The sequence below is a fragment of the Colwellia ponticola genome (genome assembly GCF_005885605.1).
Taxonomy (GTDB): Bacteria; Pseudomonadota; Gammaproteobacteria; order Enterobacterales; family Alteromonadaceae; genus Colwellia; species Colwellia ponticola.
In genome coordinates this window covers 13,740-37,784 of sequence record NZ_SZVP01000009.1, presented here as the reverse complement: position 1 = coordinate 37,784, position 24,045 = coordinate 13,740, and the positions used below count along the sequence as shown (strand labels likewise).

Annotated in this window: 21 protein-coding genes; 10 read left to right on the top strand and 11 right to left on the bottom strand. The window is 38.4% G+C overall.

What is annotated here, in order from left to right; translation table 11 throughout:
- Positions 1-77 precede the first annotated feature (77 nt).
- Positions 78-1,304 carry a serine/threonine transporter SstT gene (gene sstT, locus FCS21_RS10365; protein ID WP_138623085.1) on the bottom strand — a complete coding sequence of 409 codons (1,227 nt, stop codon included), beginning with the start codon at positions 1,302-1,304 and terminating at the stop codon, positions 78-80.
- Positions 1,305-1,545: 241 nt separating this feature from the next.
- Here sstT and FCS21_RS10360 point away from each other — a divergent pair, with 241 nt between their 5' ends.
- Positions 1,546-2,115: a PhnA domain-containing protein gene (locus FCS21_RS10360; RefSeq protein ID WP_138623083.1), complete on the top strand. Its 570-nt coding sequence runs from the start codon at positions 1,546-1,548 to the stop codon at positions 2,113-2,115.
- A 123-nt stretch (positions 2,116-2,238) separates the two neighbouring features.
- On the opposite strand, the gene fur is transcribed toward FCS21_RS10360, so the two are convergent.
- The 5 genes from fur to FCS21_RS10335 form a co-directional block, all read right to left on the bottom strand.
- The gene (fur, locus tag FCS21_RS10355; protein ID WP_138623081.1) at positions 2,239-2,682 is read right to left on the bottom strand and encodes a ferric iron uptake transcriptional regulator; all 444 of its coding nucleotides are present in this window, start codon (positions 2,680-2,682) and stop codon (positions 2,239-2,241) included.
- A 200-nt stretch (positions 2,683-2,882) separates the two neighbouring features.
- Positions 2,883-3,407, bottom strand: coding sequence for a flavodoxin FldA (gene fldA / locus FCS21_RS10350; protein WP_138623079.1), 525 nt, complete (start codon positions 3,405-3,407; stop codon positions 2,883-2,885).
- A 30-nt stretch (positions 3,408-3,437) separates the two neighbouring features.
- Positions 3,438-3,719, bottom strand: a complete 282-nt coding sequence (ybfE, locus tag FCS21_RS10345; protein ID WP_138623077.1) for a LexA regulated protein — start codon at positions 3,717-3,719, stop codon at positions 3,438-3,440.
- Between the two features lie 3 nt (positions 3,720-3,722).
- Positions 3,723-3,944, bottom strand: coding sequence for a DUF2788 domain-containing protein (locus FCS21_RS10340; protein WP_138623075.1), 222 nt, complete (start codon positions 3,942-3,944; stop codon positions 3,723-3,725).
- A gap of 269 nt (positions 3,945-4,213) precedes the next feature.
- Complete coding sequence (locus tag FCS21_RS10335) at positions 4,214-5,008, bottom strand: alpha/beta fold hydrolase (protein WP_138623073.1); 795 nt, start codon at positions 5,006-5,008, stop codon at positions 4,214-4,216.
- A gap of 254 nt (positions 5,009-5,262) precedes the next feature.
- On the opposite strand from FCS21_RS10335, the gene seqA reads away from it, so the two are divergent.
- The 5 genes from seqA to FCS21_RS10310 all read left to right on the top strand — a co-directional run bounded on the left by seqA (position 5,263) and on the right by FCS21_RS10310 (position 12,313).
- On the top strand, positions 5,263-6,027 hold the full coding sequence (seqA, locus tag FCS21_RS10330; RefSeq protein WP_138623071.1) for a replication initiation negative regulator SeqA: 765 nt from the start codon (positions 5,263-5,265) through the stop codon (positions 6,025-6,027).
- A 142-nt stretch (positions 6,028-6,169) separates the two neighbouring features.
- On the top strand, positions 6,170-7,831 hold the full coding sequence (gene pgm, locus FCS21_RS10325) for a phosphoglucomutase (alpha-D-glucose-1,6-bisphosphate-dependent) (RefSeq protein ID WP_138623069.1): 1,662 nt from the start codon (positions 6,170-6,172) through the stop codon (positions 7,829-7,831).
- Positions 7,832-8,752: 921 nt separating this feature from the next.
- Positions 8,753-9,934 carry a thiamine pyrophosphate-dependent dehydrogenase E1 component subunit alpha gene (locus FCS21_RS10320; RefSeq protein WP_138623067.1) on the top strand — a complete coding sequence of 394 codons (1,182 nt, stop codon included), beginning with the start codon at positions 8,753-8,755 and terminating at the stop codon, positions 9,932-9,934.
- A 121-nt stretch (positions 9,935-10,055) separates the two neighbouring features.
- Entirely contained in the window at positions 10,056-11,033 is a 978-nt protein-coding gene (locus FCS21_RS10315) for an alpha-ketoacid dehydrogenase subunit beta (protein WP_138623065.1), read from the top strand.
- Between the two features lie 29 nt (positions 11,034-11,062).
- Complete coding sequence (locus tag FCS21_RS10310; RefSeq protein WP_138623063.1) at positions 11,063-12,313, top strand: 2-oxo acid dehydrogenase subunit E2; 1,251 nt, start codon at positions 11,063-11,065, stop codon at positions 12,311-12,313.
- 105 nt (positions 12,314-12,418) lie between these two features.
- Here FCS21_RS10310 and FCS21_RS10305 read toward each other — a convergent pair whose 3' ends face one another.
- Positions 12,419-14,278, bottom strand: a complete 1,860-nt coding sequence (locus FCS21_RS10305; RefSeq protein WP_138623061.1) for a M2 family metallopeptidase — start codon at positions 14,276-14,278, stop codon at positions 12,419-12,421.
- A gap of 537 nt (positions 14,279-14,815) precedes the next feature.
- On the opposite strand from FCS21_RS10305, the gene psrA reads away from it, so the two are divergent.
- The 3 genes from psrA to FCS21_RS10290 all read left to right on the top strand — a co-directional run bounded on the left by psrA (position 14,816) and on the right by FCS21_RS10290 (position 17,818).
- Positions 14,816-15,448 carry a TetR family transcriptional repressor PsrA gene (psrA, locus tag FCS21_RS10300; protein WP_138623059.1) on the top strand — a complete coding sequence of 211 codons (633 nt, stop codon included), beginning with the start codon at positions 14,816-14,818 and terminating at the stop codon, positions 15,446-15,448.
- Between the two features lie 178 nt (positions 15,449-15,626).
- Complete coding sequence (locus FCS21_RS10295; protein ID WP_138623057.1) at positions 15,627-17,009, top strand: DEAD/DEAH box helicase; 1,383 nt, start codon at positions 15,627-15,629, stop codon at positions 17,007-17,009.
- A 71-nt stretch (positions 17,010-17,080) separates the two neighbouring features.
- Positions 17,081-17,818, top strand: coding sequence for a hypothetical protein (locus tag FCS21_RS10290; protein WP_246047168.1), 738 nt, complete (start codon positions 17,081-17,083; stop codon positions 17,816-17,818).
- A 27-nt stretch (positions 17,819-17,845) separates the two neighbouring features.
- Here the strand turns inward: FCS21_RS10290 and FCS21_RS10285 are convergent, their stop codons facing one another.
- A complete protein-coding gene (locus tag FCS21_RS10285) occupies positions 17,846-18,760 on the bottom strand; it encodes a diguanylate cyclase (RefSeq protein ID WP_138623055.1) in 915 nt (304 codons plus the stop codon).
- Positions 18,761-19,170: 410 nt separating this feature from the next.
- Here FCS21_RS10285 and FCS21_RS10280 point away from each other — a divergent pair, with 410 nt between their 5' ends.
- Positions 19,171-21,138, top strand: coding sequence for a monovalent cation:proton antiporter family protein (locus FCS21_RS10280; protein ID WP_138623053.1), 1,968 nt, complete (start codon positions 19,171-19,173; stop codon positions 21,136-21,138).
- 60 nt (positions 21,139-21,198) lie between these two features.
- Here the strand turns inward: FCS21_RS10280 and FCS21_RS10275 are convergent, their stop codons facing one another.
- The 3 genes from FCS21_RS10275 to FCS21_RS10265 form a co-directional block, all read right to left on the bottom strand.
- Entirely contained in the window at positions 21,199-22,350 is a 1,152-nt protein-coding gene (locus tag FCS21_RS10275) for a patatin-like phospholipase family protein (RefSeq protein ID WP_138623051.1), read from the bottom strand.
- A 280-nt stretch (positions 22,351-22,630) separates the two neighbouring features.
- Positions 22,631-23,287 (bottom strand): 3-oxoacid CoA-transferase subunit B, encoded by a 657-nt coding sequence (locus FCS21_RS10270; protein ID WP_138623049.1) that lies wholly within the window; start codon positions 23,285-23,287, stop codon positions 22,631-22,633.
- On the bottom strand, positions 23,287-24,015 hold the full coding sequence (locus tag FCS21_RS10265; protein WP_138623047.1) for a CoA transferase subunit A: 729 nt from the start codon (positions 24,013-24,015) through the stop codon (positions 23,287-23,289). The genes FCS21_RS10270 and FCS21_RS10265 overlap by 1 nt, the downstream gene beginning before the upstream one ends.
- Positions 24,016-24,045: the final 30 nt, after the last annotated feature.

Genomic DNA, 24,045 nt, shown 5'->3' with positions numbered 1-24,045 from the left:
ACACAATACTGATAGTACTCTGTGCCTTTTTATTTATATGCACGTTATTTTAGCAACGAGATGAGCTCTTAGTTACGTTAATTTTTAGTTATATGATGTGAAGCAGCAGCAGAAAAGACCACGTCGGTTGAACTGTTTAACGCGGTTTCAGCAGAGTCTTGTATAACGCCAATAATAAAGCCAATGGCAACCACTTGCATGGCAATATCGTTAGTAATACCAAATAAGCTACATGCTAAGGGGATAAGTAACAACGAGCCACCAGCAACACCTGAAGCACCACAAGCTGAAATAGCGGCAACGATTGATAATAAAATAGCGCTAGTAAAGCTGACGTTGATATTTAAGCTATTGGCCGCAGCTAACGTTAATACGGTAATGGTAATTGCCGCGCCAGCCATATTAATCGTTGCGCCAAGGGGGATAGATACTGAGTAAGTATCTTCATGCAAGTTTAATTTTTTACATAACGCCATATTTACCGGAATATTAGCGGCGGAGCTGCGAGTAAAAAAGGCGGTAATACCCGATTCTCTAAGGCATGTGAACACTAAAGGATACGGGTTTTTCTTGGTGATAATAAAAACAATCAATGGGTTAACTAACAAGGCAATAATTAACATAGCGCCAAGTAGTATCGCGACTAAGTGACTATATTCACCTAAAGCGCTAAAGCCGGTAGTGGCGATAGTATTGGCGACTAAGCCAAAAATGCCTAATGGCGCAAAGCGTATGACCAAGCGTACCATACTAGAAATAGCTTCGCTTAAATCGTGCACCATAACTTTACTTGTTTCATTAGCATGCTTTAAAGAAAACCCTAACCCTAATCCCCAAGCAAGCACGGCAATAAAGTTACCGCTTGCTACCGCGGTTACCGGGTTCTCTACAACTTTAAAAGCAAGTGTCGCTAATACTTCAGTTAACTTTTGTGGTGGGTTAGCGTTAGCGCCAATAACGTTGAGGGTAAGTTCAGTAGGGAAAGTAAAGCTTAATAATACGGCAACAAACGCAGCACTTAAGGTACCAATGAAATATAAGCCGACAATAGGTTTTAGCTCTGCGCTACTGTCTGTTTTTTGATTAGCAATAGCGGAAGTTACTAAGACTAGCACTAGAATTGGCGCGACAGCTTTTAAGGCATTAACAAATAAACTACCGAGCATACTGAAGTTTTTTGCGGACTCAGGGGATACGGTGGCGAGTAAACTCGCTAAAATAATAGCGACAATGATTTGACTGACTAAGCTTGTTGCCATGATTTTTTGAATAAACGATGTATTAGATATATTTTCACTCGTCATAGGAGGCCTGTTACAGAGGATTTTGTTGTGGGCGAGTTTTATCATTGAAGAATAGCCATTGTCTAGTGGTAATAGCTAAACAGCGCTAATTAAGGGGTAAAGCGAGTTTTTTCATAGAAATATAAGCCGATGAGGGTATAATTATGCCATAGACTTATCTCATTAAACCATGCTATGCAGTTAGATCATTAAATTATGTTATCTGGATATCATTAAAACAACGTATACCTTTGGAAAAATTATGCCTACAGAACAAGCGTTAAAAACCCGCAGTAATAATAGTTGTGAACTTTGTACCAGCACAGAAACATTGGCTGTTTACCCAGTACCACCAACAAGCGACTTAAGTGCTCAGCAATCTATTTACCTATGTCAACATTGCTTATCGCAAATAGAAGGTCAAAGTGAAATCGAGGTAAACCACTGGCGTTGCTTAAGTGATAGTATGTGGAGTCAAGAGCCGGCAGTACAAGTAATGTCTTATCGTATGCTACATAAGCTTTCTGCTGAAAGTTGGGCGCAAGATGCTTTAGAGATGATTTACTTAGAAGATGATGTTAAAACGTGGGCGGAGCAGGGCATAGCAGCAGAGCGTAGCAATGGCCCAACACGTGATAGCAACGGCGCAGAATTACAAGACGGCGATAATGTTACCTTAATTAAAGACTTAAAAGTTAAAGGGGCAAATTTTACCGCTAAGCAAGGTACTATGGTGCGTGGTATTACTCTGACCGATAACCCTGAGCATATTGAAGGTAAGGTTAATGGTACGCGTATTGTCTTAGTGTCTGCTTATTTGAAAAAAGCCTAAGCTAACGCATTAATTCAGATATAAAAAACGCTGTGATATTGCTATCACAGCGTTTTTTATTGTGCTAAATAATGGTAAGAGAAAAGCCTTACATTAATATAGTTACGATATAAGTATTATGATTTACTGAATGCTTTTTCGATAGACTTCACAAGCAACTTCATCTTCACATTCACCGTAAAGATACAAACTATGATTCGTTAGCTTGATTTTATGTGCCACTGCGATATCTTTTTGTCTCTGCTCAATGACGTTATCTTCAAATTCGACAACTTTACCACACTTTAAACAAACCAAATGATCGTGATGCGCTTTATGGGCTAACTCAAATACTGATTTACCCCCTTCAAAATGGTGACGGGTAACAATACCTGCATCATCAAATTGGTTTAATACACGGTATACTGTTGCTAAGCCAATTTCTTCATTTTGTTCTAATAGAATTTTATAAACATCTTCTGCACTGATATGCTGATTAGTTGGCTGTTGAAGAATACTAAGGATCTTTATTCTAGGTAAGGTAATTTTTAATCCAGCTCTTTTTAGCTCTTCGTTCTGTTCAGCCATATTTAACCTCTAAAGTTATTAAGTAATTGAATAGTAAAATTATAGGAGGTTATACCATAAGAGGACAGCTTTAACTGTATTCTTTAAGGTAATAGTACATTTTGACGATAAACGCCAAAAAAAAGCGCTATAAAGGTGCTTTTTTACCATCACCTATATAACGCTATAACCTGTATAACACTACGGCAATAAAAATGCTATTAAGCGAATTCCGCTAAGCACATTTCATCATTTAATTGTGCAAGCCATTTAGTTACACGCTCTTCAGTCAGCTCACTTTGTCTATCTTCATCAATACACAAGCCAATAAAGGTATTTTCATCAATAAGCGCTTTTGACGCTTCAAACTCATAACCCTCTGTAGACCAGTTACCCACGACAATTGCGCCTTTACTTTCTACGATATCGCGTAATGGCTCCATGGCGTCACAAAAATACTCAGCGTAATCTTCTTGATCACCTAAGCCATAAATAGCAACAAGTTTATCAGTAAAATCTATCGCTTCGAGTTCAGGCAAAAAATCATCCCAATCACATTGGTTTTCACCGTAATACCAGGTAGGGATACCTAAAATAAGTAAATCGAACTCAGCGATTTCTTCTTTAGTGCTTTTGGCGATGTCTTTAACATCAACCATTTGCTTGCCTAGTTTTTTCTGAATCATTTTACCAATTGCTTCAGTGTTACCTGTATCACTGCCGAAGAATAAACCTACGATTGCCATGTAATATTACCTTATGATGCTTTCTTAAAATTACTTAACTTGTGCTGCTAATGACTCGATTAACAGCGACTCTATTAATTCACTACGACTCATTTTCTGAGTTTTAGCTAATTGTTCTAATTGTTCAAATAAACTGAGATGTACTTTAAACTCTATACGTTTTAAACCGTTATTTCTATCGCGTTTAACTTGATTTCGTTTGTTGATTTTTATCTGCACACTACGTGGATTAGGGTTAGTTTTTGGACGGCCAGGGCGCCTTTCATCACTAAATAAATCGATAGTGGTTAAGTCTGTTATTTCTTTTGCCATGAGTTAACCAACGCCTTGGCTTTCCCAGATTAACTGGATAATACCTTTAGCAATAAAGCCAGCACAGCCTAAAAACAATACAAAATAAACGACTACCTTACCCATTGTTGGCACATCGTTTTTATTCATCACATCGTAAATAGAAAGCCCAATAAAACCAAAGATAAAAAGGAAAAATAAATTGAGACCAATTGTCTCAATAAGCTCTAAATGTTCTGCTAGCATAATGGTCGCTTATTTCTTGTACATTAAGGCAATGTCATACTAATCTATTACGTCTATAGTTAGTATTAAGCCCAAAAAAATTGACGATATTATAACATATCATCACTACCATACCATTAGGTTTTATCGCTATCGGGTAAATAATAACGGTTGTTGGTGGTAACGGTTTTGTTCTTTATCAATAATAGCAATAGACAAGGGGTGAACTGTTCATGTTTTTTAGCTGTTTTGAATTATGTATTCTTAGTCGTATAAAGCTAGTTATAAAATTAGCTATCAGTACTGATAAAATCAGCAACTACTTTATTAAACGCAATAGTCTTTTCAGCATGAAGCCAGTGTCCCGTACCTTGAATTATTTTTGCTTTAGCGTTTGGTAGTAGTGCGGCAATAGCCTTTTTATGTTCAGGTAAAATATAGTCTGAGTCGCCGCCTTTAATAAACAAAGTTTGTCCTGGGTAGGGCATTTTATTAGCAGCTAGTTGATTGGCTTTCATTATGTGCGCATAGCACAAACTAATATCGTCAAGACTGCATTTGAAAGCGAACTTTCCGTGTGAATCTATAGCTAAATTGCGCAATAAAAATTGTCTCATACCGACATTATCAACGTAAGCAGCTAACTGGGTATCCGCATCTTTTCGTTTGGTAACTCGTGATAAATCGATAGCCTGTAAACCTTCGATGATTTTTAAATGATGTGGCGGGTAGCTAACAGGTGCAATATCAGCCACGATTAATTTGATAACACGCTCGGGATGCTCTAAAGCCACTTGTATAGCAATTTTCCCTCCCATTGAATGACCTAATAATAGGCAAGTATCAATGTGTAAATGATCTAACAAGTTGATAATATCTTGCGCTAATTCAGGGTATTGCATTGAACTAGCATGAAATGAATCGCCATGGTTTCTAACATCAACACTGGTAACACAGTAATTTTCAGCTAACGGCTTAGCTACCATATTCAGGTTTTCTAAACTACCAAATAAACCATGTATGAGTACTATGTGCTTGCCGGTGCCAATTTGTTTATAGTGAAGTAGCGGAGTTTGCTTTGTCATTAAGGTATTCTTTTATTTTTATTTATTGGTAATATTGTCATGCTTTTAATGATTATTTGCAAACATAGTGAATAATCAATAGCTATATTAATGAGTACAGTACTGACACAACACCCGATAACGGCTTGTGTTCTATGAAAGCCTGCTTAAGTCAGGTAAATTAATGCGCGTTACATCGTTATGGGATAAATGAGTTCAACCTATTGTCATTTCCCTATATAATCTTTCGCGAATTATTTAAGTTAAGGGTAATAATGAAAAACATCGAGATAGATGAAGAGCTTTATCAATATATTGCTAGCAACACTCAGTTTATTGGTGAAAGTGCTTCTGCCATTTTACGTCGTTTACTCAAGTTGGGTGTAGAAGCCGAGGCTAAAACTGTTACCGTTAACGAATCTTCATTGCCAGTTGACGTCAATACACTTGCTGACACGCAAGTGCTAACAACGAACGGTAATACGACTAACATCATTCGCTCTTCACAGGATGCTATTCAAACGAATGACACTAAACGTAGCGTAGTTAAAAGTACTGAAGTTAAGGTGTTAACACCAGAGATGCCAGAAAATTTAGCGCCACAAACCTTATCTACAGAGGGAATAGCGCCAAATATCACAACGTTTAACGAAAAAAACCTTCATAGCAACAGTGCCATTAAAGCGGCAGCTGCTATTAGCCGTGAAACGGTTTTTAATTTTATTAATAAAGAAGAATTGGCAATGCAGCGCGGCGCTGTTGGTCGTTTTTTACTGATTCTTGCCGCATTATATCGTGCTCATCCAGCGCAATTTTCCGTGGTAACTGAAATATGTGGTCGAGACCGGTTATATTTTGCTAACAGTGAAAGTAAGTTAGCTGAAAGTGGCAGTAGTACTAAACCCCGTCAAATACCCGAAAGTCCTTTTTGGGTGATTACCAACTCAAATACCACACGTAAAAAAATGATGTTGACCAAAGCTTCAATTTCATTAGGTTACAGCGATAGCGATGTTGAAAAAATTCGTGAATTGCTTTAGTCGTTAGCGTTTGATAATTAGCCTTTAGTCAGATGCTGCTAACTTAACCGTGATGTAGGTTTCTTGAGTTTAACGAGTTAACGTGATTAACACTATGACAACAATACTTAGCGGTAATACCGATAATAATTAGGAAGATAATATGAGTATTCACCCTTTCGCAGGTAAACCCGCTCGACCAGAAGATAGCATTAACATTGCTCAGTTAGTCAGTGACTACTTTTTACAAACTCCTGATGTAACCTTACCAGCAGAGCAAGTAAGCTTTGGTACTTCGGGTCATCGAGGGAGTGCCAGTAAACGTAGCTTTAATGAACAGCATATTATTGCAATTTGTCAGGCAATTGCAGAGTACCGTCAACAGAAAAATATCACTGGACCACTTTTTTTAGGTAAAGATACCCACGCATTGTCAGAGCCAGCTTTTGCCAACGCTATTTCAGTGCTTATCGCTAACGGCGTTAATGTAATTATTCAAAGTGATGCGCTTTCAGCAAAGGGCTTTACACCAACGCCGGTTATTTCTCGTTTAATTATTAGCCACAATAAAACGGCTACTGCTCATAAGGCAGATGGTATTGTTATTACGCCTTCGCATAATCCACCTAGTGATGGCGGTATTAAATATAACCCTCCCCATGGCGGACCAGCAGAAGATGACATCACTAAAAATATTGAGCAGCGTGCTAATGAATTAATAACCGCGCATTTAATCGATGTTAGGCAATTACCTTACCAAGCAGCGTTACAATCGCCTTTACTCACTCAGAAAGATTTTATTAGTTTCTATGTTGAGCAGTTAGAGCAAGTAATTGATATGGCAGCTATAGCTCAAGCGGGTGTTACTATTGGCGTTGATCCTTTAGGGGGCTCAGGTATTGATTACTGGCCGGTTATAGCCAAAAAATATCAATTAAATATTACCGTTGTAAATGAAGTCGTTGATAGTAGCTTTGCTTTTATGCCACTTGATAAAGATGGCAAAATTCGCATGGATTGCTCGTCTAAATATGCCATGGCAGGATTAATTGCCATGAAAGATGATTTTGACATCAGTGTTGGTAATGATCCCGACTTTGACCGACATGGCATTGTGACGCCAAGCGGTGGTTTGATGAATCCTAATCATTATCTCGCCGTTGCTATTCATTACTTAATGACCCACAGAAATTGGCCAAAGCACTGTAAAATAGGTAAAACCTTGGTATCAAGTTCACTCATTGACCGTGTAGCAAAACAGTTGTCACTGCCGTTATCAGAAGTACCTGTTGGTTTTAAATGGTTTGTTGATGGTTTAGCTGATGCTAGTTATGCTTTTGGCGGTGAAGAAAGTGCTGGCGCATCATTTCTCGCACGCGATGGCAGTACTTGGACTACAGATAAAGATGGCTTTATTTTGGCGTTATTAGCAGCAGAAATTATTGCGGTTACGGGTAAGGATCCCTATCAATATTATCTTGAGCTCACTAAAACCTTAGGTCAACCCTGTTATGGTCGTGTTGAAGCGGTTGCTTCACTGGCACAAAAAAAATTACTAACCGCATTGTCTGATGAAAATGTTAAGGCAGAAACGCTTGCTGGCGACAATATTATTCAGGTGCTTTCACATGCACCCGGTAATAATGCTGCGATTGGTGGTATAAAAGTGGTGACTGATAATGGCTGGTTTGCCGCTCGGCCTTCAGGAACTGAGGATATTTATAAAATTTATGCTGAGAGCTTTATTGATGAAAACCACCTACAAACAATCATTAAAGAAGCGCAAGCTATTGTGAGTACTTCATTTAAAGCTGCTGGCTTATAACGTTATTACGATGTAGCTATGCTTGTTCCCTACATATTACTGTTATAGCAAGATTAAGGTTATCACTTAGTGACTGATAACCTTAAAAAATGAGGGTATAGTCAGGTTAATGGGTAGGAATTTCACTTATATATTGTCGCAGTGTCGACGACACCCAAAGGGCTACTACCTCTGGCAATCCTCGGAGCTGCTAATCAAGTGTTATGCTACATGCAAGATAATGCCTTTGACGTACCAGCGCTGAACGGACATCCTTTCCCTATATTGGTTTGCTTATCATCCCTGATGAGAATACGTTAATATTACCTTTCACTGTGGCATTTGATTCAAGCTGACTTGGCGCGTGTTGATAGGTTAGGGAAGCACAAGACGAGTTTTATTTTTCGGTGAAACTTATCGTGCCTCCATTATAACTTCTTGTTTAGTGATGGATCTGATCACCCAATACCATGAATGTTCCTTTATAGTTTAAATGGTTTAACCTGCTGAACTATTAGGTAATTTGTGGGAATAGCTCAGACACCTTCTTTATTTATAGGTTACCACTTATTCAGTGATCACCTATCCTCATATTAACATCTGCTATTTTCAACGCTAACGCTACTGTAAACAATATTGCTCACTTATTGTTACTTAGTAAGCGAATCATTAGCTTGCTTTATTGAATGTCATTTGACGTAAAGGTAAAGTCTTAATGGTTAAAGTTAAGTTATTAACATAAATTATTCCAAAATAAGTTACTAACATACATTGTTACCAGAGAAGTTATTACAACATGCTTAGCAAGGTATAAATTGACTATACTTAAAAGATCATAAACCTAGCTATACATTTTCAAAAAGGCCTAGCGCAATAGATTCGCGCTGAGGTAATAGCCATTTCACTCCTTAGTGACATGGCTATAAACAAAAAGAGAACGTTATGAGCACAGAACTTTATAATGAAGGCCAAATAGTTCACCAACCTACTTTTATTGATGGCAGTAGTGTTGAGATTCCTGAACTGAGGATTTTAGACCAAGATGGCGTCACTTATCCCAATGCTGATTTACCTGAAATAGATCAAGTATTAGCGACTAAAATTTATCAAACGCTTGCCTTTCATCGTGTCTTAGATGAACGTATGGTGGCGTCACAACGCCAAGGGCGTTTAAGTTTTTACATGGCTGCTTTAGGTGAAGAAGCGGCCAGTGTTGGTGGCGCTGCAGCGCTACAACCACAAGATATGATCATGATGCAGTATCGAGAACAAGGGGCATTAATGTTTCGTGGCTTTAGCCTTGAAAACTTTATGAATCAATTATTCAGTAATGCCGATGATTTAGGTAAAGGTCGTCAAATGCCAATACATTATGGCTCTAAAGCATTGAACTGTATGACAGTATCTTCAACACTTGCCACACAAATACCTCAGGCAACAGGCTATGCCTACGGGCAAAAGTTACAAGGACTTGATGCGGTTACTTTGTGCTACTTCGGTGAAGGAGCTGCATCAGAAGGTGATTTTCATGCGGGTTTAAATATGGCGGCAGTACAAGAGGCGCCAGTGATCTTTTTTTGTCGAAATAATGGCTACGCTATTTCGACACCGGCTGATGAACAATTCAGAGGTAACGGTATTGCTTCACGTGGCGTTGGTTATGGCATTAAGACCATCCGTATTGATGGTAATGATATTCTAGCGGTACTTAAAGCGACGCAAATTGCCCGTGCCTATGCGGTCAAGGAAAGTAAGCCGATTTTAATTGAAGCGATGTCTTATCGTCTTGGCGCACATTCAACCTCTGATGATCCATCAGGGTATCGCACTAAAGAAGAAGAAGCTAAATGGCAAAGTCATGATCCAATCTTGCGCATGAAAAACTGGATGTTGAAACAAAAGTGGTGGGATGAAGCACAAGAAACAGTACTCTTTGAAAAACTTAGAGAAGACGTCTTAGCAGCAGTTAAAGTCGCCGAAAAAATAGATAAACCTCACATAGATAGCATGATAACTGATGTTTATGATATCCCCCCTACGCAACTTAAAGCACAGTTAGCTGAGGTAAAAGCGCATATAAAAAAATATCCGGAAGCTTACCCATTCACTGCGGGGAAATTTTAATAATGACGCAAATTTATATTGAACAATTATTTTGTATCTACACTCACTTCAATGAAGCTTACCCAGTTGAAGCTTACCCAGTTGAAGCTTATCCAGTTACAGCAGCGGGGAAATGTTAATCATGGCAAAAATTAATTTATTACAAGCGATTAACGGCGCACTTGATATTGCTATGGCTGACAATGACCGTACAGTATGTTTTGGTGAAGATGTTGGTCACTTTGGCGGCGTGTTTCGCGCTACCAGTGGTTTGCAAGAAAAATATGGTAAAGCGCGTTGCTTTAATAGTCCGCTGGTAGAGCAGGGCATTATTGGTTTTGCCAATGGTTTAGCTGCGCAAGGTAGTGTTGCTATTGCTGAAATCCAGTTTGCTGATTATATTTTTCCAGCCTTTGATCAAATCGTCAATGAAGCGGCTAAATTCCGCTATCGCAGCGGTAATCAATTCAATGTAGGGAAACTGACTATTCGTAGCCCATACGGTGGCGGTATTGCTGGTGGTTTGTACCATAGCCAATCACCAGAAGCTTATTTTGCTCATACACCGGGCTTAAAAGTTGTTATACCACGTAATCCTTATCAAGCTAAAGGGTTACTACTTGCTTCTATTCGTGATGATAATCCGGTGATATTTTTTGAACCAAAGAGGCTTTATCGTGCCTCGGTTGGTGAAGTTCCCGAAGAAGATTATCAATTACCCTTAGGTAAGGCTGAAGTGATACAAACCGGTACCGATATCACCTTACTTGCTTGGGGAGCGCAAATGGAAATTATTGAAAAAGCCGCACAAATGGTAAGTAACGAAGGTATTTCCTGTGAAGTCATCGATTTACGCACTATTTTACCTTGGGATATCGAGACTATTAGCAATTCAGTAATGAAAACAGGGCGTTTACTTATTAGTCAGGAAGCGCCATTAACAGCAGGTTTTGCTAGTGAAATTGCAGCCACTATTCAAAGCGAATGTTTCTTACACCTTGAATCACCTATTGCACGGGTTTGTGGTTTAGATACGCCTTACCCATTAGCATTAGAAAAAGAATATGTTAGTGATCATCTAAAAGTGTATGAAGCAATTATAAAAACCGTTAACTTTTAACGATAACCCTCTATTTGCAGGAAAAAAACATGAGTATTGATTTTATATTACCTGATATAGGTGAAGGTATCGTTGAGTGTGAGCTCGTCGAATGGTTAGTTACAGAAGGTGAAGTTATTGTTGAAGATCAGCCTGTTGCTGATGTGATGACAGATAAAGCCTTAGTACAAATACCCGCTATGTATTCAGGGGTGGTGGAAAAACTTTATTATAAGCAAGGTGAAATAGCTAAAGTACATTCACCGCTTTTTTCTATGACACCAGAAGATGACACTAGCGCTAGTGAGACTGTGGTAGTTAAGGTCGAGCCTAAAGCTATTGATGAAGCTCAGTCTGACACTATAGCTCAAGTCACAGCTAAATCAGAGAAAGAGATAACACTGAAAGCAACTAGCGAAAAAGCCCTCGCCAGCCCGGCGGTTAGACGTGTTGCGCGTGAGTTAGATATTAACATTCATCACGTTACTGGCAGTGGTAAAAAAGGTCGTGTTTATAAAGATGACGTGCTTGCTCATAACGACAATGCAGAGAATAACATTAATGACAATGACAATGACAATGACAATGACAATGACAATGACAGAGTAGAGTCTATTCGTGGCATTAAAAAAATAATGGCTACAGCGATGCAAGATAGCGTCAGTACTATTCCACACTTTACTTATTGTGAAGAAATAGACCTCACTGAGCTCATTGCGCTGCGCAGTGAACTCAAAGAAGTTTACGCTAAGCAAAATATTAAGTTAACTATGATGCCGTTTTTTATGAAAGCGATGTCATTAGCGCTTAAAGAATATCCTATTGTTAATTCACAAGTTAATGATGAGTGCACCGAGCTTACTTACTTTAACGATCATAATATTGGTATGGCAGTTGATGCTAAAGCCGGCTTACTTGTCCCTAACATTAAGCAGGTACAAGCTAAGTCAATCATAACATTGGCTAACGATATTGAACGTTTAACAGAAGATGCGCGAAGTGGCCGTGTTGCTAGTGACGACTTAAAAGGTGGCACTATTACTATTTCTAATATTGGGGCAATCGGCGGTACGGTAGCCACACCCATTATCAACAAACCAGAAGTCGCTATTGTTGCTTTAGGTAAAGTACAAACATTACCGCGTTTTAATGAACAAGGTGGGGTAGAAGCACGCAGTATTATGCAAGTGAGTTGGTCTGGCGATCATCGTGTTATAGATGGCGCTACTATTGCGCGTTTTTGTAATCTATGGAAATCATTCCTAGAAAAGCCGAGTCATATGCTAGTACATATGAGTTAGATACAGCACAGTTAAATCTCTGCACTAAAAAAGCCCCGTTATCTTTAGTTAATAGCTTAAGATACGGGGCTTTTTTATAATGCTTTAATCATAAAGGATTAGTTACTAAAAGCCACATTGTTTACCCTGGTTTTTGTTTTTCAACCATACATGTAAGGGCGCGAAGTAATCTAAAATAGCACTGGCATCCATTTGTTCATTTCCGGTAATTACCTTATACGCTTGTTGCCATGGTTGGCTTGAGCCCATTTCTAACATTTTATTTAGTGCTGTACCGGCTTCTTTTGAATTGTAAATAGAACAACGATGAATGGGGGCGGTATTACCTGATATTTCACATAATGCACGATGAAATTCAAATTGTTGAATGTGTGCTAAGAAATAACGGCTATATGGTACGCCACCGGGGACGTGGTATTTAGCGCCGGGATCAAAAGCATTAATATCACGCTCTATTGGCGCGGCAACACCTTGGTATTTCTCACGTAACTCCCACCATGCGCTGTTGTAGTTTTCAGGCGTTATTTTACCTGAGTATACTTGCCAGCGCCATTGATCAACCATTAAACCAAAAGGGATAAAAGCAATTTTATCAAGTGCTTTTTTCATCAATAAGCCAATATCTTTTGACTCATCAGGAATGGTGTCAATAAGGCCTATCTCTCTTAAGTACTTAGGTGTAACTGATAAAGCAATCGTATCGCCAATGGCTTCATGAAAACCGTCATTAGCACTATTTTGGAAATATACGGGTTGGTTTTTATAAGCACGCTGATAGAAGTTATGTCCTAATTCATGATGAATTACATTAAACTCTTCCCCCGTTTTTTGAATACACATTTTGATGCGAATATCGTCTTTGGCATCAAGATCCCAAGCGCTGGCGTGACAAGTGACGTCTCTATCTGCTGGTTTAGTAAATAATGAACGTTGATAAAAGGTTTCAGGTAATGGCTCAAACCCTAATGAGGTAAAGAATTTTTCAGCGCCTTTAACCATCTCTATTTCATCGTAGTTATGTACAGCTAATTGCTGAGTGATATCATAACCAGGATCGGCATCTTCGGGTGCCACTAAATCATAAATGTTCCCCCAAGACTGCGCCCACATATTACCGAGTAAATGGGCAGGAATAGGTTGGTCTTGGGCAACTTTATCGGTGCCGTAAGTTTCGCCTAATTCGGTTCTTACATAGCAATGTAAGTCATCATATAAAGGTTTAACTTGTCCCCATAAACGATCCAGCTCTTTAGCAAAGTCATCAGCGGGCATATCATAATTTGAACGCCACATTGAGCCTAAATCTTGGTAACCAAGGCCTTTAGCGCCTTCGTTTGCAAGCTCAGCTTGTCGGGTATAAAGAGGTTTCATTTCAGGACTAATTTCACGCCAACCAGACCATAGCTCAAGTAATTCATCATAATCACGAGAGTTAGCCATTTTAGCGGTTATATCGCCTAAGCTAAGTTTCTCACCTGCTTGGGTGGTGTAGCTCCCTTTACCGTAAATACTACCTAGTTTAGCGCCAATAGTGGCTAGTTCGGCAGATTTTTGAGCATCTTGTGGTGCAGGCATAACTAAGCTTTGCTTTAAAAAGTTGAGTTGGCGTCGCTGTGTTTCGTTTACCGCTACCTTATCAAAGGTTGCTGCTTTCATGGCGAACCTAACACCAGCGTCTGTTGACTTTTGATCGGCTTGTGCAGCTAACGCAGCGGTGTCTTCGGTAATAAAATTCGCATAAATCCAAGCAGCACGTGAACCTTCTAAATTTAACGTTACCATTTCTTTGGCAACCTCATCTAAAAATTGTTGTGCATCTGCTGCGGTTAATGTTTGTTGTGTGTTAACCACTGATGTTTTTTCTGCCTGTGTTGGGGGATTTGACGCGTTATCACACCCTGTTAAGGCAGCGGCAATCATTAAGGCAAGACAGGTAAACTTAAATTTTTTCTTAACTAATTTCATATTATTATTTTTTTAAGGGTAGAAATAGGAGGTGTTATTATTATATGAAATTGTTTGATTGAAACAAGTTTATAAGGAAACTAGGCTAGCAGTACGTAAATTTTAGGCAAAAAAAAGCTCATTCAAAAATGAATGAGCAAAGAACAACATAAAAGAGGGTTGGGATATAAAACAATAACAAACAAAACAATGACATATAAAAAACACTATAGGGAAATAAGTTATTTAAATTATCGCCTGTTTGAAACTGAAATAATAATAAATGCTCACACTGTGTTTTACTGTATTAATAGCGTAACGATTTGTAATAAAGCGCGTGATATACTCTACGATTAATTATTCTTATCTAGCTGCTCTTTAAAGCTTGACCTATTTACAAAAAGTACGTTATTTTAAACAGATGTTTTAATTAGTTGTTTGGTTTATAGCCGCTAGCATATAAAGTGGACATCAAACCTGTTTATTAATGGCCATAAATGTTAACTCGTTAAATGATTAACACCACACATAACACCGCAAACAGTTAGAAGTTGAAGTATGAGTACCAAAAATAAAATATTAGATGCAGCTGATGTGCTTTTTGCCGATAAAGGCTTTAACGGTACTTCTTTAAGAGAAATTACTAGCCAAGCTAATGTCAACTTAGCTGCGGTAAATTATCACTTTGGCTCAAAAAAAGAGCTTATTAAAGCGGTTATGTCTCGCTATATGGATGAACTTTCCCCTCAATTAGAGGCGGCCTTAGCCTTAATTTGCCAAGCAGAAGAAAAACCGAGTTTACACGATGTTTTTTCTGCCTTTATAGAGCCATTACTATACCTTAATGAATTTAAGGTAAATGGTACGAGTACCTTTTTACAACTATTAGGACGTGGTTATACCGATAGCCAAGGCTTTTTACGCTGGTTTTTAACTACGCAATATCCTAATGTTTTTACTCATTTCACTCAAGCGGTAAAAATTGCTTACCCTGAATTAAGTACTGAAGAAATGTTTTGGCGTTTACATTTTACTATGGGGACTATTGTTTTCACTATGTCGTCAAGTGAAGCTTTGATTGATATTGCTCAAAATGATTTTGATAATAAGCTAGATATAGCTGGAGTTATTGAGCGCGTTATTCCTTATGTTGCTGCAGGTGTTGCTGCGCCGATAACAAAGCACAATTAATCACGTAGTTAACTTGCTTAGCTAAATTCTAAACTAACTTTCTATCACCATTGCTAACCATTAATACTGATGATAATTAATCAAGACAAGTTCTGCTTTTAACAACAATATGTATTATAATCCGCTCCAATTATGCTATTTCAGTATTTTACGAGTTTATTTAGGGTTTAGGTGACATATGAGTGTTGATGCAATTGGTTTATCAGCTGATTTATTAAAAGCGGTTAAAGCGTGTGGGTATAAAAACTTAACCCCTATTCAACAAGAAGCAATTCCGGTTATTCGCCAAGGCGTTGATTTACTCGCCAGTGCACAAACAGGTACAGGTAAAACCGCCGCATTTAGTTTACCTATTTTAGAGGCTATCGCTAAGGCTAATCATGCGGCTAATAGCTCAGTTCCTGCTAGCGATGAACAGTCTGGTGAGTTAAGTGCTGTTGAAGTAAAAAGTGCTTCAGGTCAAGCCATTCGGGCATTGATTTTGACGCCAACTCGCGAACTTGCCAATCAAGTGAGCGATAATATCAAACAGTTTAGCCAATATTTGCCGGTAAAATGTGGTGTGGTTTATGGTGGCGGTAAAATGGCATCACAAACGAACATGTTGAAACAAGGTGTTGATGTATTAGTCGCAACACCAGGTCGATTATTAGAGCATTTAGCACTACGTAATGTGGACTTAGCACAAGTAAAGTTTCTTGTTCTTGATGAAGCCGATCGTATGTTAGACATGGGTTTTTTAGCTGACATTGAAAAGTTATTATTAGCGATTAAGCATAAGCATCAAACCTTGATGTTTTCAGCAACTTTTTCAGATCGGGTTAAGTCATTAGCCAATCAACTTTTAAAATCACCTAAAACAATCAGTGTTGCTAAAGAAAACACCACCTCGGGTAAAATAAAACAAGCGGTTTACTGGGTAACTGAAGAGCGGAAACGCGAATTACTGTCAGAAATTATTGGTGTTAATAATTGGAAGCAAGTATTAGTCTTTGCAGGAACAAAAGAAAGTGCTAATACACTAGCAAAAGAATTAAAACTTGATGGTATTAAAGCAGCTTTGTGTCATGGTGACAAAACACAAGGAGCTCGAAACAAAGCGTTAGAAGATTTTAGAGAAGGCAAAGTTCGCGTATTGGTAGCAACCGATGTAGCCGCTCGCGGTTTAGACATACCTGATCTTGCTTATGTTGTAAACTTTCACTTGCCGTTTTTAGCTGAAGATTATGTGCACCGTGTTGGCCGTACAGGTAGAGCGGGTAAGTCAGGTACCGCTATTTCGTTAGTAAGTCCGAAAGATGAACGTTTCTTAGAGAATATTGAACAACTCATTCAACGAAAGTTTGAACGTATTATCGCACCAGGTTATGAATTTAATCGCTTAGAAGCAAGTGAATACCAACAAGCGACAGTCAAGCGTGATAGTAAAAATAGATATCGTGCAACACAGGAAAAAAACCAAAACTTAGCAAAAAAAGACGTAAAAGTTAAAGCGAATAATAAAAATAAAACTACGCGTAGCGAGAGTAAATACAATACTAAGATACAGAAGAAACGTTGATTTATAAAAGCGTTAAACTTTAACGCAATAATCTTCTATTATTAAGTAAATAGTAAGTAAATACTTAGTCAATGCAAAGTCATACTCAGTTAACAAAATCAGTGATAACACCTGTGATCATAACGGAAACCCCCTTTGATAAAAGGCATTGTTGCTGGTTTTGTGGTGAACCTAGCAATAATGCTTTTATTTTTCCTTCTAATGCTTCTAAAAGCGCTGCTTATGGTGATGTGACCTTATCTCACACTTGTTCATCGGCTAGCATCTCCATTCCTAGTTGCCAAGAATGCCAACAATTAGCTAATAAAGCTACAGGAAGTACGGTTTCGTCTGTTAAACGTTATGTAAAAAAACAGTTGATACAGCGCTATGCTAAAGACCTCTCTATTGGTGTTAATTGGACTAAAGAAGAATTAGCAAATAGTGAGTTTGAGCAAGGTAATTTTGCTGGTTTTGCTCGTAGTGCTTGGTTTATCTATGAAGTTGCTAAGGCCCGAGTTAGCTATTTAGGTTGGCCGTTGGTAGTAAATGGGATGGAGTTGCAAGAAATAGAGATTGACGAGATAAAGGCGCAGAGTTTTAACTTTGACGGCGTATTGTATCCCTCGTTATCTGATGCCATTCATCATTATGCAAAAATATTTTTATTAGATGAACATTACGTTATCGCTGTTTTACAACAGAGTGCAAAGGGGAATATCGACGAACAGTCATTTGCTCAAGCGGTTCGCTTTTGTCGGCTATTAGTTAATGCTAGTACAAGTGAGCGCAAGGCCGCTTTGCAAAAGCTTGCTACTCAGCATGAGTAGTCGATTTATACTAAGCTCGATTATATGCTATACCACGGTTAAACGTGCAGCTTGTACTTTACTACGATAAAGTATCTCATCAGCTCGTTTAAAAAAACTAACCTCGTTATCACCTCTATTCATAAAGGTTGACCCTAAACTACAGCCTAGGTTGTAGTTGTTCAGTAGTGCATTAGTACTTAGCGTGAAATTAATTCTACTTTCAATAATACTTAGTGCAGTATCATTCGCATTTTCAACGATAATAGCGAATTCGTCGCCGCCAAATCTAAATAAACTGTCAGAATCACGGATACACAAGCGTAATAGATTGGCAAACTCTTGTAACACTAGGTCGCCAGTAACATGACCATAAGTATCATTAATGACTTTAAATTTATTCAAGTCGCCCAATACTAAACCAACCAAACTATGATGACGATTAGCATTGTGCATGGCACGCTTTAATTGCTCGTCGAAAGACCGACGATTACCAAGCCCTGTTAATGCATCCTGCCTAGCAAGTGCTATCGCCTCATGATAAGTAATAGCATTCTTAAGTGGGTATAATAAGCACTGGTGGAGCTGTTCTAATACTTCAAAGTTTTTTCCGCTGATAGGGCTGTTAATACCATAACTTAGTGTACCAATAAAAACGTTATCAATTTTTAGCTCAAATTGACGTTCTTTTTTGGCTTTTCTACTGCCTCTAAGCACTTTGTTTAAGCCTTTACTTTGAAAGTACAGACCTGAAAAATCAATATACTTTGTTACTTCTACAGCAAAAATATCTAATAGCTTATCTATATCTAATGTGGTTTGTAATTTAGTCATCAGCGCTATTACTTGACGTTTATCAACAACACTATGGTTAAAGCTGTCAGCAACCAGCGTACCAGTGTTTAATGTACTATAGGTGTTAAATGGAGAAAACCTATTATCAAGTATGTTTAGTGTTTGCATACGACAACCTCGTTAACTTTATCTACTAGAGTCAAATAATAAAATATTGCACGTGGCGTATATTTTGACGCTATTTCTCAATTAAATAGATAAAAGCAATAAACATACCAATTATTTTTTCTGGTGATATTAGCGGTGAAGTAGTCAACTAAGCGTGGTTAACGGATTAAAACATTGGTTTTTGGCGTTAAGCCCGATAATCTCGTACTAAACGGGCAATTAATCTAATGCCATGGTTATTCGTTGCTAATAAATACTACACTGAGTAAATCCTGTGTAAGTATAGTCTGCTAGTTTAGTTGTTTATCAACGACAGTGATTAAGTTAGCGGCAATAATTTGCCACTTAGGGTATCTTTATTTTTAGGAATATTATGACTATTTAACCTAAATCAAATAGAAGGGATTTTTGTGAACGGATATTTTGAGATTCTTGCGATACTAAGTTGTGCTGTTTTTGTTGTTTGGTTATTTCGCCGAATTAAACTACCAGCAATACTTGCTTATTTAGTCGCTGGCGTCATCGTCGGCCAGCATGGTTTAAATCTTGCGCGTGATCAGGTTAATTATGAGCACTTTGCTGAATTAGGTATTGTTTTTCTATTATTTACGCTTGGACTAGAGTTTTCATTACCTCGGTTAATGGCGATGCGTCACTTAGTGATTAAAGTGGGTAGTTTACAAGTCGCTATATCATTATTGGTCTTTATGATAGCCGCGTTATTTTTTGGGTTAAGTTTGCCCGCAGCTTTTGTTATAGGTGGCATATTAACGCTTTCTTCCACCGCTATTGTTATTAGACAATTAAGTGAAAGTGGGGCGATGAAAAGAAAATCAAGTCAGTTGTCAGTGGCTATTTTACTTTTTCAAGATGTGGCCGTTGTTCCTCTACTCATTATTATTCCTATGTTAGCACTTGATAATCAAACCTCTATGGCGTTGGCATTAATACTTGCTATGGTCAAAGGCGTTGTAGTGGTAGCACTATTATTATTTGTTGGTAAGTGGTTACTTCCTAAAGTATTTAATATTATCGCGCAAGTACGCACTGATGAGCTCTTTGTTTTAACTACTTTATTAGTAACCTTATTGGCTGCTGCGTTTACACAATGGTTTGGTTTGTCTATGGCGTTAGGTGCTTTTCTTGCCGGTATGATGTTAAGTGAAAGTGAATATAAACATCAGTTAGAAGCCGACATTAGGCCATATCGCGATATTTTACTAGGATTGTTTTTTATTACCGTGGGGATGAAGTTAGACGTTATGGTACTGATTTCATCCCCCTTTAGTTTAATTGGCTTAATGATTTGCTTTATGGCCATTAAAACCATCGTGATTAAGAGCCTTGCCGTTAAGGCTGGTGAATCGAGTAAAGATGCTTGGGCTTGTGGCTTAATGTTGGCGCAAATGGGGGAATTTAGTTTTGTTTTAATTGCCTTAGCTAGTCAAAGCCAAGTGTTACCGCTTGATGTGGCTTCTATGTTACTTGGTGCAGGGGTTGTTAGCATGGCAATTACTCCTTACTTAATCAATAATGCCAGAGCTTGGGGGCTTTTTTTAAGTCAAGAAAAAGCACCAGATAAGCATCACCTCTCAAAACTACCTGAAAACCAAACACTGGAAAACCACGTAATTATTTGTGGTTTTGGTCGAGTAGGTCAAACGGTTAGCCGCTTTTTAAAACAAGATGGCATTGACTTTATTGCTATTGATGTTGATCCACTGCGTACACAAAAAGCGAGAGAGGCAGGAGAAAAAGTGCTCTTTGGTTCATCCCGTCAAGCTGAACTACTTAACGCCGCGCATTTAGCTAAGGCTAAGCTAGTAGTCATAGCTTTTGGCAGTGATAAACAATCATTAGAAGTTATTCAAAAAGTTAGAGCCATGAACCCTCAAGTGCCTATCTTAGTTAGAACGCGTAATGACGATCAGCTTAACGCTTTACAAGCAGCAGGTGCTAATGAGGTGGTTCCAGAAAGCCTAGAAGGTAGTTTGATGTTAGTGTCGCAAGTGTTGTCGTTATCAGGAGTACCGCTTGCTCAAATTATGCGTCGTGTACAAAAAGAGCGAAAAAACCACTACAATCACCTACATGGCTTTTTTCAGGGTGAACACACTGATATGAGCTCAGAGGCTATCGAACGTATTGAATTTGCTCATGCCATTTTTATTAATAGTGACTCTTTTGCGTGCGGTAAAACACTTGCCTCTTTAGCGTTAACAAAGCGCAGCATTGATGTTGTTTGCTTACGGCGCGGTGAAATTGACACACAATTGCCAGCATTAGACACTGTTTTATGCGATCAAGATACGTTAATTGTACGTGGCAAGCCTAGAAGAGTAGAGCGCGTAGAACGTTACCTACAAGAAGGTCATTAATCATAGTTGTAGAGGCTGTTAATATTTTTTTGGGTAATTACTACTCCTTGATAGCTAACGCTAAATATCAAGAAAGGCTCTGATAGCTTGTTCTTTTTCCATTGCATCAGCAAAACCTAACTTGATTAACTCCCCACAAAAGTTTTTTTCAAACAGTAAGTAGCTAAGAATACTTGATTCTGAATCATTACCTATACCAACACTACGTAACAGTATACGAATAGACAAAGGTAAGTCGTAGTAATATTGAGCGGCAATAGCATTAAAGTCATGGCTTGGGTTAATGACAAAACTGTCTATATGTTTTAAACCTTCGTTTTCTTCTCTGTTTTTAGCGGATATTAATTTAAGGGTATAGTTAATACGCGCCATTCGCTCTAAATCGCTGTTTAGGGTATCAGAAAAAATAGAATCGAGTAGGTGACCGGCAACGGTTGCTGAACTGGGGGGTTGAGGATTGTTTTCTTTGTTTTTTAAAGGGTTTTTCGGTTGATCAACACCAATAACAAATATTTTCTTTGCGCCTAAATGAATCGCCGGACTCAACGGAGAGAGTTGATGAACAGAGCCGTCACCAAAATGTTGGTTTTTAATGTTAACCGACGGAAAAACCATTGGAATTGCCGCAGAAGCCATTAAGTGTTCGGTGTTTAACTGAGATAATTCACCGCGCCTTTTACTACGTGACCAGGGTAAGTTGTTATCACCCGATTGAAAGAAACTTATTGAGTCACCACTACTATAACTTGAAGCAGTAACCGCTACCGCCGATAAGTAGCCACGCGTTATATTATTATCAATGCGAGTAAAGTCGAGTATTTGGTTAAGTAATTCTCTTAATGGAGCGTTATTGAGTAAACTACGCGGACTTTTACTCGCATAGTCGGCCTGAAAACTGGCCAGCATACCTTTACCTATATGACTAAATACATTGATAGGGTCATTATAATAAATACTTGAGATATTAAAATTCTTCCAAGCCCACTCTAGTTTTTTTACACCTAGCTGAAAACACGATGCGTAACAAGCTAACGACGTCGTATTAATTGCGCCAGCAGATGTTCCACATAGAATTGGAAAAGGAATGCCATGGTTTCGCGGTAGAAACTTTGCGATAGCTGATAAAACGCCAACTTGATAAGCTGCTCGGGCACCACCACCCGTTAATACTAAAGCATTTTTACTATTAAGGTAGTTTCGTTTTAAAGTCATATATTTGTATCGTTATTTACTGCTAGGGTATTGTTATAATAAGTGCAATGCATTAAGTCTAATGTCTTTTCATGGCGTAGGCTAGAACATTAAAAATTTAACATTAAAAATGCCAGCTAAGCTGGCATTTTTAATGTTACGGTATTATATATTTTATAACAATGTGATTAACTGCTTACACTTTAGTTAGTCGTCGCTATTAATAGCTACATTGTAGGTTTTTACAGTGAAGTGATGTGTAAAGAGCAAGGACAAGTAATCATCTTTATCACTACATTGATTAAAACTGCATTTCAGGTATCTCACCGGTTACCACCAACTCTCCTTCAGTTAATTTGACAATCTCTTCTACACAAACGCCAGGTGCGCGTTCCAGTAAATGAAATTTACCGTCTTTAATTTCAATAAATGCTAAGTCGGTTAATACTTTTTTAATACAACCTTTGCCAGTTAATGGCAGAGTGCAGTTATTGAGTAATTTTGATACACCATGCTTTGAGGCATGGGTCATGGTCACAATAATATTGTCAGCACCAGCGACTAAATCCATAGCACCGCCCATACCTTTAATTAGCTTGCCAGGGATCATGTAAGAAGCAATATTACCATTAACATCGACTTCAAAAGCGCCTAATACCGTTAAATCGACATGACCACCACGTATCATGGCAAAAGACTCTGCGGAATCAAAAATAGATGCGCCGGTTGCCATGGTGACGGTTTGTTTACCAGCATTAATGAGGTCAGCGTCAATTTCATCTTCGGTGGGAAACGGACCCATACCAAGTAAGCCATTTTCAGATTGTAGCATCACGTCAATAGTTGATGGAATATAGTTTGCTACCAGCGTAGGAATACCTATACCTAGGTTTACGTAATAACCATCTTTAAGTTCTTGGGCGACACGCTGGGCAATTTGCTCTCTTGATAAAGCCATTATAATTCTCCCTTTACTTGCTGCTTGTCTGCTGGGCGGGTAGTGCGTTGTTCAATACGTTTTTCGAAAGTCCCTTTAATAACACGATTGACATAAATGCCGGGCGTATGTATTTGATCAGGATCTAACTCACCTACCTCAACTATTTCTTCTACTTCTACCACGGTTATTTTACCTGCACTAGCCGCTAACGGATTAAAGTTACGAGCTGTTTTTCTAAAAACTAAATTACCGTACCTATCGGCTTTCCATGCTTTAACGATGGCAAAGTCACCAGTAATCGCTTCTTCTAAAATATAATCGCGACCATTAAAGCTGCGCTCTTCTTTACCAATAGCTACCGGCGTACCTACACCTGTTGCGGTATAAAAAGCGGGGATACCAGCACCACCAGCACGCATCTTTTCTGCTAGTGTGCCTTGTGGCGTTAATTCTACTTCTAATTCTCCTGCCATCATTTGGCGTTCAAATTCAGCATTTTCACCGACATATGAGGCGACAATTTTTTTAATTTGACGATTAGTTAGTAATACCCCTAAACCAAAATCATCTACGCCGCAGTTATTCGATACCACGGTTAGACCTTTAGTACCTTTACGTTTTATTTCAGCAATTAAATTTTCTGCAATACCGCATAAGCCAAAACCTCCGGCTATCACGGTCATATTATCGGTAAGTCCAGCCATGGCTTCCTCATAGCTCGATACTACTTTGTCAAATCCTGCCATTGTAACCTCCAGATTCTTATATATATTAAG

What these genes read in the sequence shown, in the direction of transcription:
- fur (WP_138623081.1), bottom strand. Translation starts at nt 2,682, where the DNA reads ATGGCTGAACAGAACGAAGAGCTAAAAAGAGCTGGATTAAAAATTACC.
- pgm (WP_138623069.1), top strand. Translation starts at nt 6,170, where the DNA reads ATGAGTATTCACCCTTTCGCAGGTAAACCCGCTCGACCAGAAGATAGC.
- FCS21_RS10310 (WP_138623063.1), top strand. Translation starts at nt 11,063, where the DNA reads ATGAGTATTGATTTTATATTACCTGATATAGGTGAAGGTATCGTTGAG.
- ybfE (WP_138623077.1), bottom strand. Translation starts at nt 3,719, where the DNA reads ATGGCAAAAGAAATAACAGACTTAACCACTATCGATTTATTTAGTGAT.
- seqA (WP_138623071.1), top strand. Translation starts at nt 5,263, where the DNA reads ATGAAAAACATCGAGATAGATGAAGAGCTTTATCAATATATTGCTAGC.
- FCS21_RS10320 (WP_138623067.1), top strand. Translation starts at nt 8,753, where the DNA reads ATGAGCACAGAACTTTATAATGAAGGCCAAATAGTTCACCAACCTACT.
- FCS21_RS10270 (WP_138623049.1), bottom strand. Translation starts at nt 23,287, where the DNA reads ATGGCTTTATCAAGAGAGCAAATTGCCCAGCGTGTCGCCCAAGAACTT.
- FCS21_RS10295 (WP_138623057.1), top strand. Translation starts at nt 15,627, where the DNA reads ATGAGTGTTGATGCAATTGGTTTATCAGCTGATTTATTAAAAGCGGTT.
- FCS21_RS10290 (WP_246047168.1), top strand. Translation starts at nt 17,081, where the DNA reads ATGCAAAGTCATACTCAGTTAACAAAATCAGTGATAACACCTGTGATC.
- FCS21_RS10275 (WP_138623051.1), bottom strand. Translation starts at nt 22,350, where the DNA reads ATGACTTTAAAACGAAACTACCTTAATAGTAAAAATGCTTTAGTATTA.
- FCS21_RS10265 (WP_138623047.1), bottom strand. Translation starts at nt 24,015, where the DNA reads ATGGCAGGATTTGACAAAGTAGTATCGAGCTATGAGGAAGCCATGGCT.
- FCS21_RS10340 (WP_138623075.1), bottom strand. Translation starts at nt 3,944, where the DNA reads ATGCTAGCAGAACATTTAGAGCTTATTGAGACAATTGGTCTCAATTTA.
- FCS21_RS10285 (WP_138623055.1), bottom strand. Translation starts at nt 18,760, where the DNA reads ATGCAAACACTAAACATACTTGATAATAGGTTTTCTCCATTTAACACC.
- FCS21_RS10305 (WP_138623061.1), bottom strand. Translation starts at nt 14,278, where the DNA reads ATGAAATTAGTTAAGAAAAAATTTAAGTTTACCTGTCTTGCCTTAATG.
- FCS21_RS10360 (WP_138623083.1), top strand. Translation starts at nt 1,546, where the DNA reads ATGCCTACAGAACAAGCGTTAAAAACCCGCAGTAATAATAGTTGTGAA.
- psrA (WP_138623059.1), top strand. Translation starts at nt 14,816, where the DNA reads ATGAGTACCAAAAATAAAATATTAGATGCAGCTGATGTGCTTTTTGCC.
- FCS21_RS10315 (WP_138623065.1), top strand. Translation starts at nt 10,056, where the DNA reads ATGGCAAAAATTAATTTATTACAAGCGATTAACGGCGCACTTGATATT.
- sstT (WP_138623085.1), bottom strand. Translation starts at nt 1,304, where the DNA reads ATGACGAGTGAAAATATATCTAATACATCGTTTATTCAAAAAATCATG.
- FCS21_RS10335 (WP_138623073.1), bottom strand. Translation starts at nt 5,008, where the DNA reads ATGACAAAGCAAACTCCGCTACTTCACTATAAACAAATTGGCACCGGC.
- fldA (WP_138623079.1), bottom strand. Translation starts at nt 3,407, where the DNA reads ATGGCAATCGTAGGTTTATTCTTCGGCAGTGATACAGGTAACACTGAA.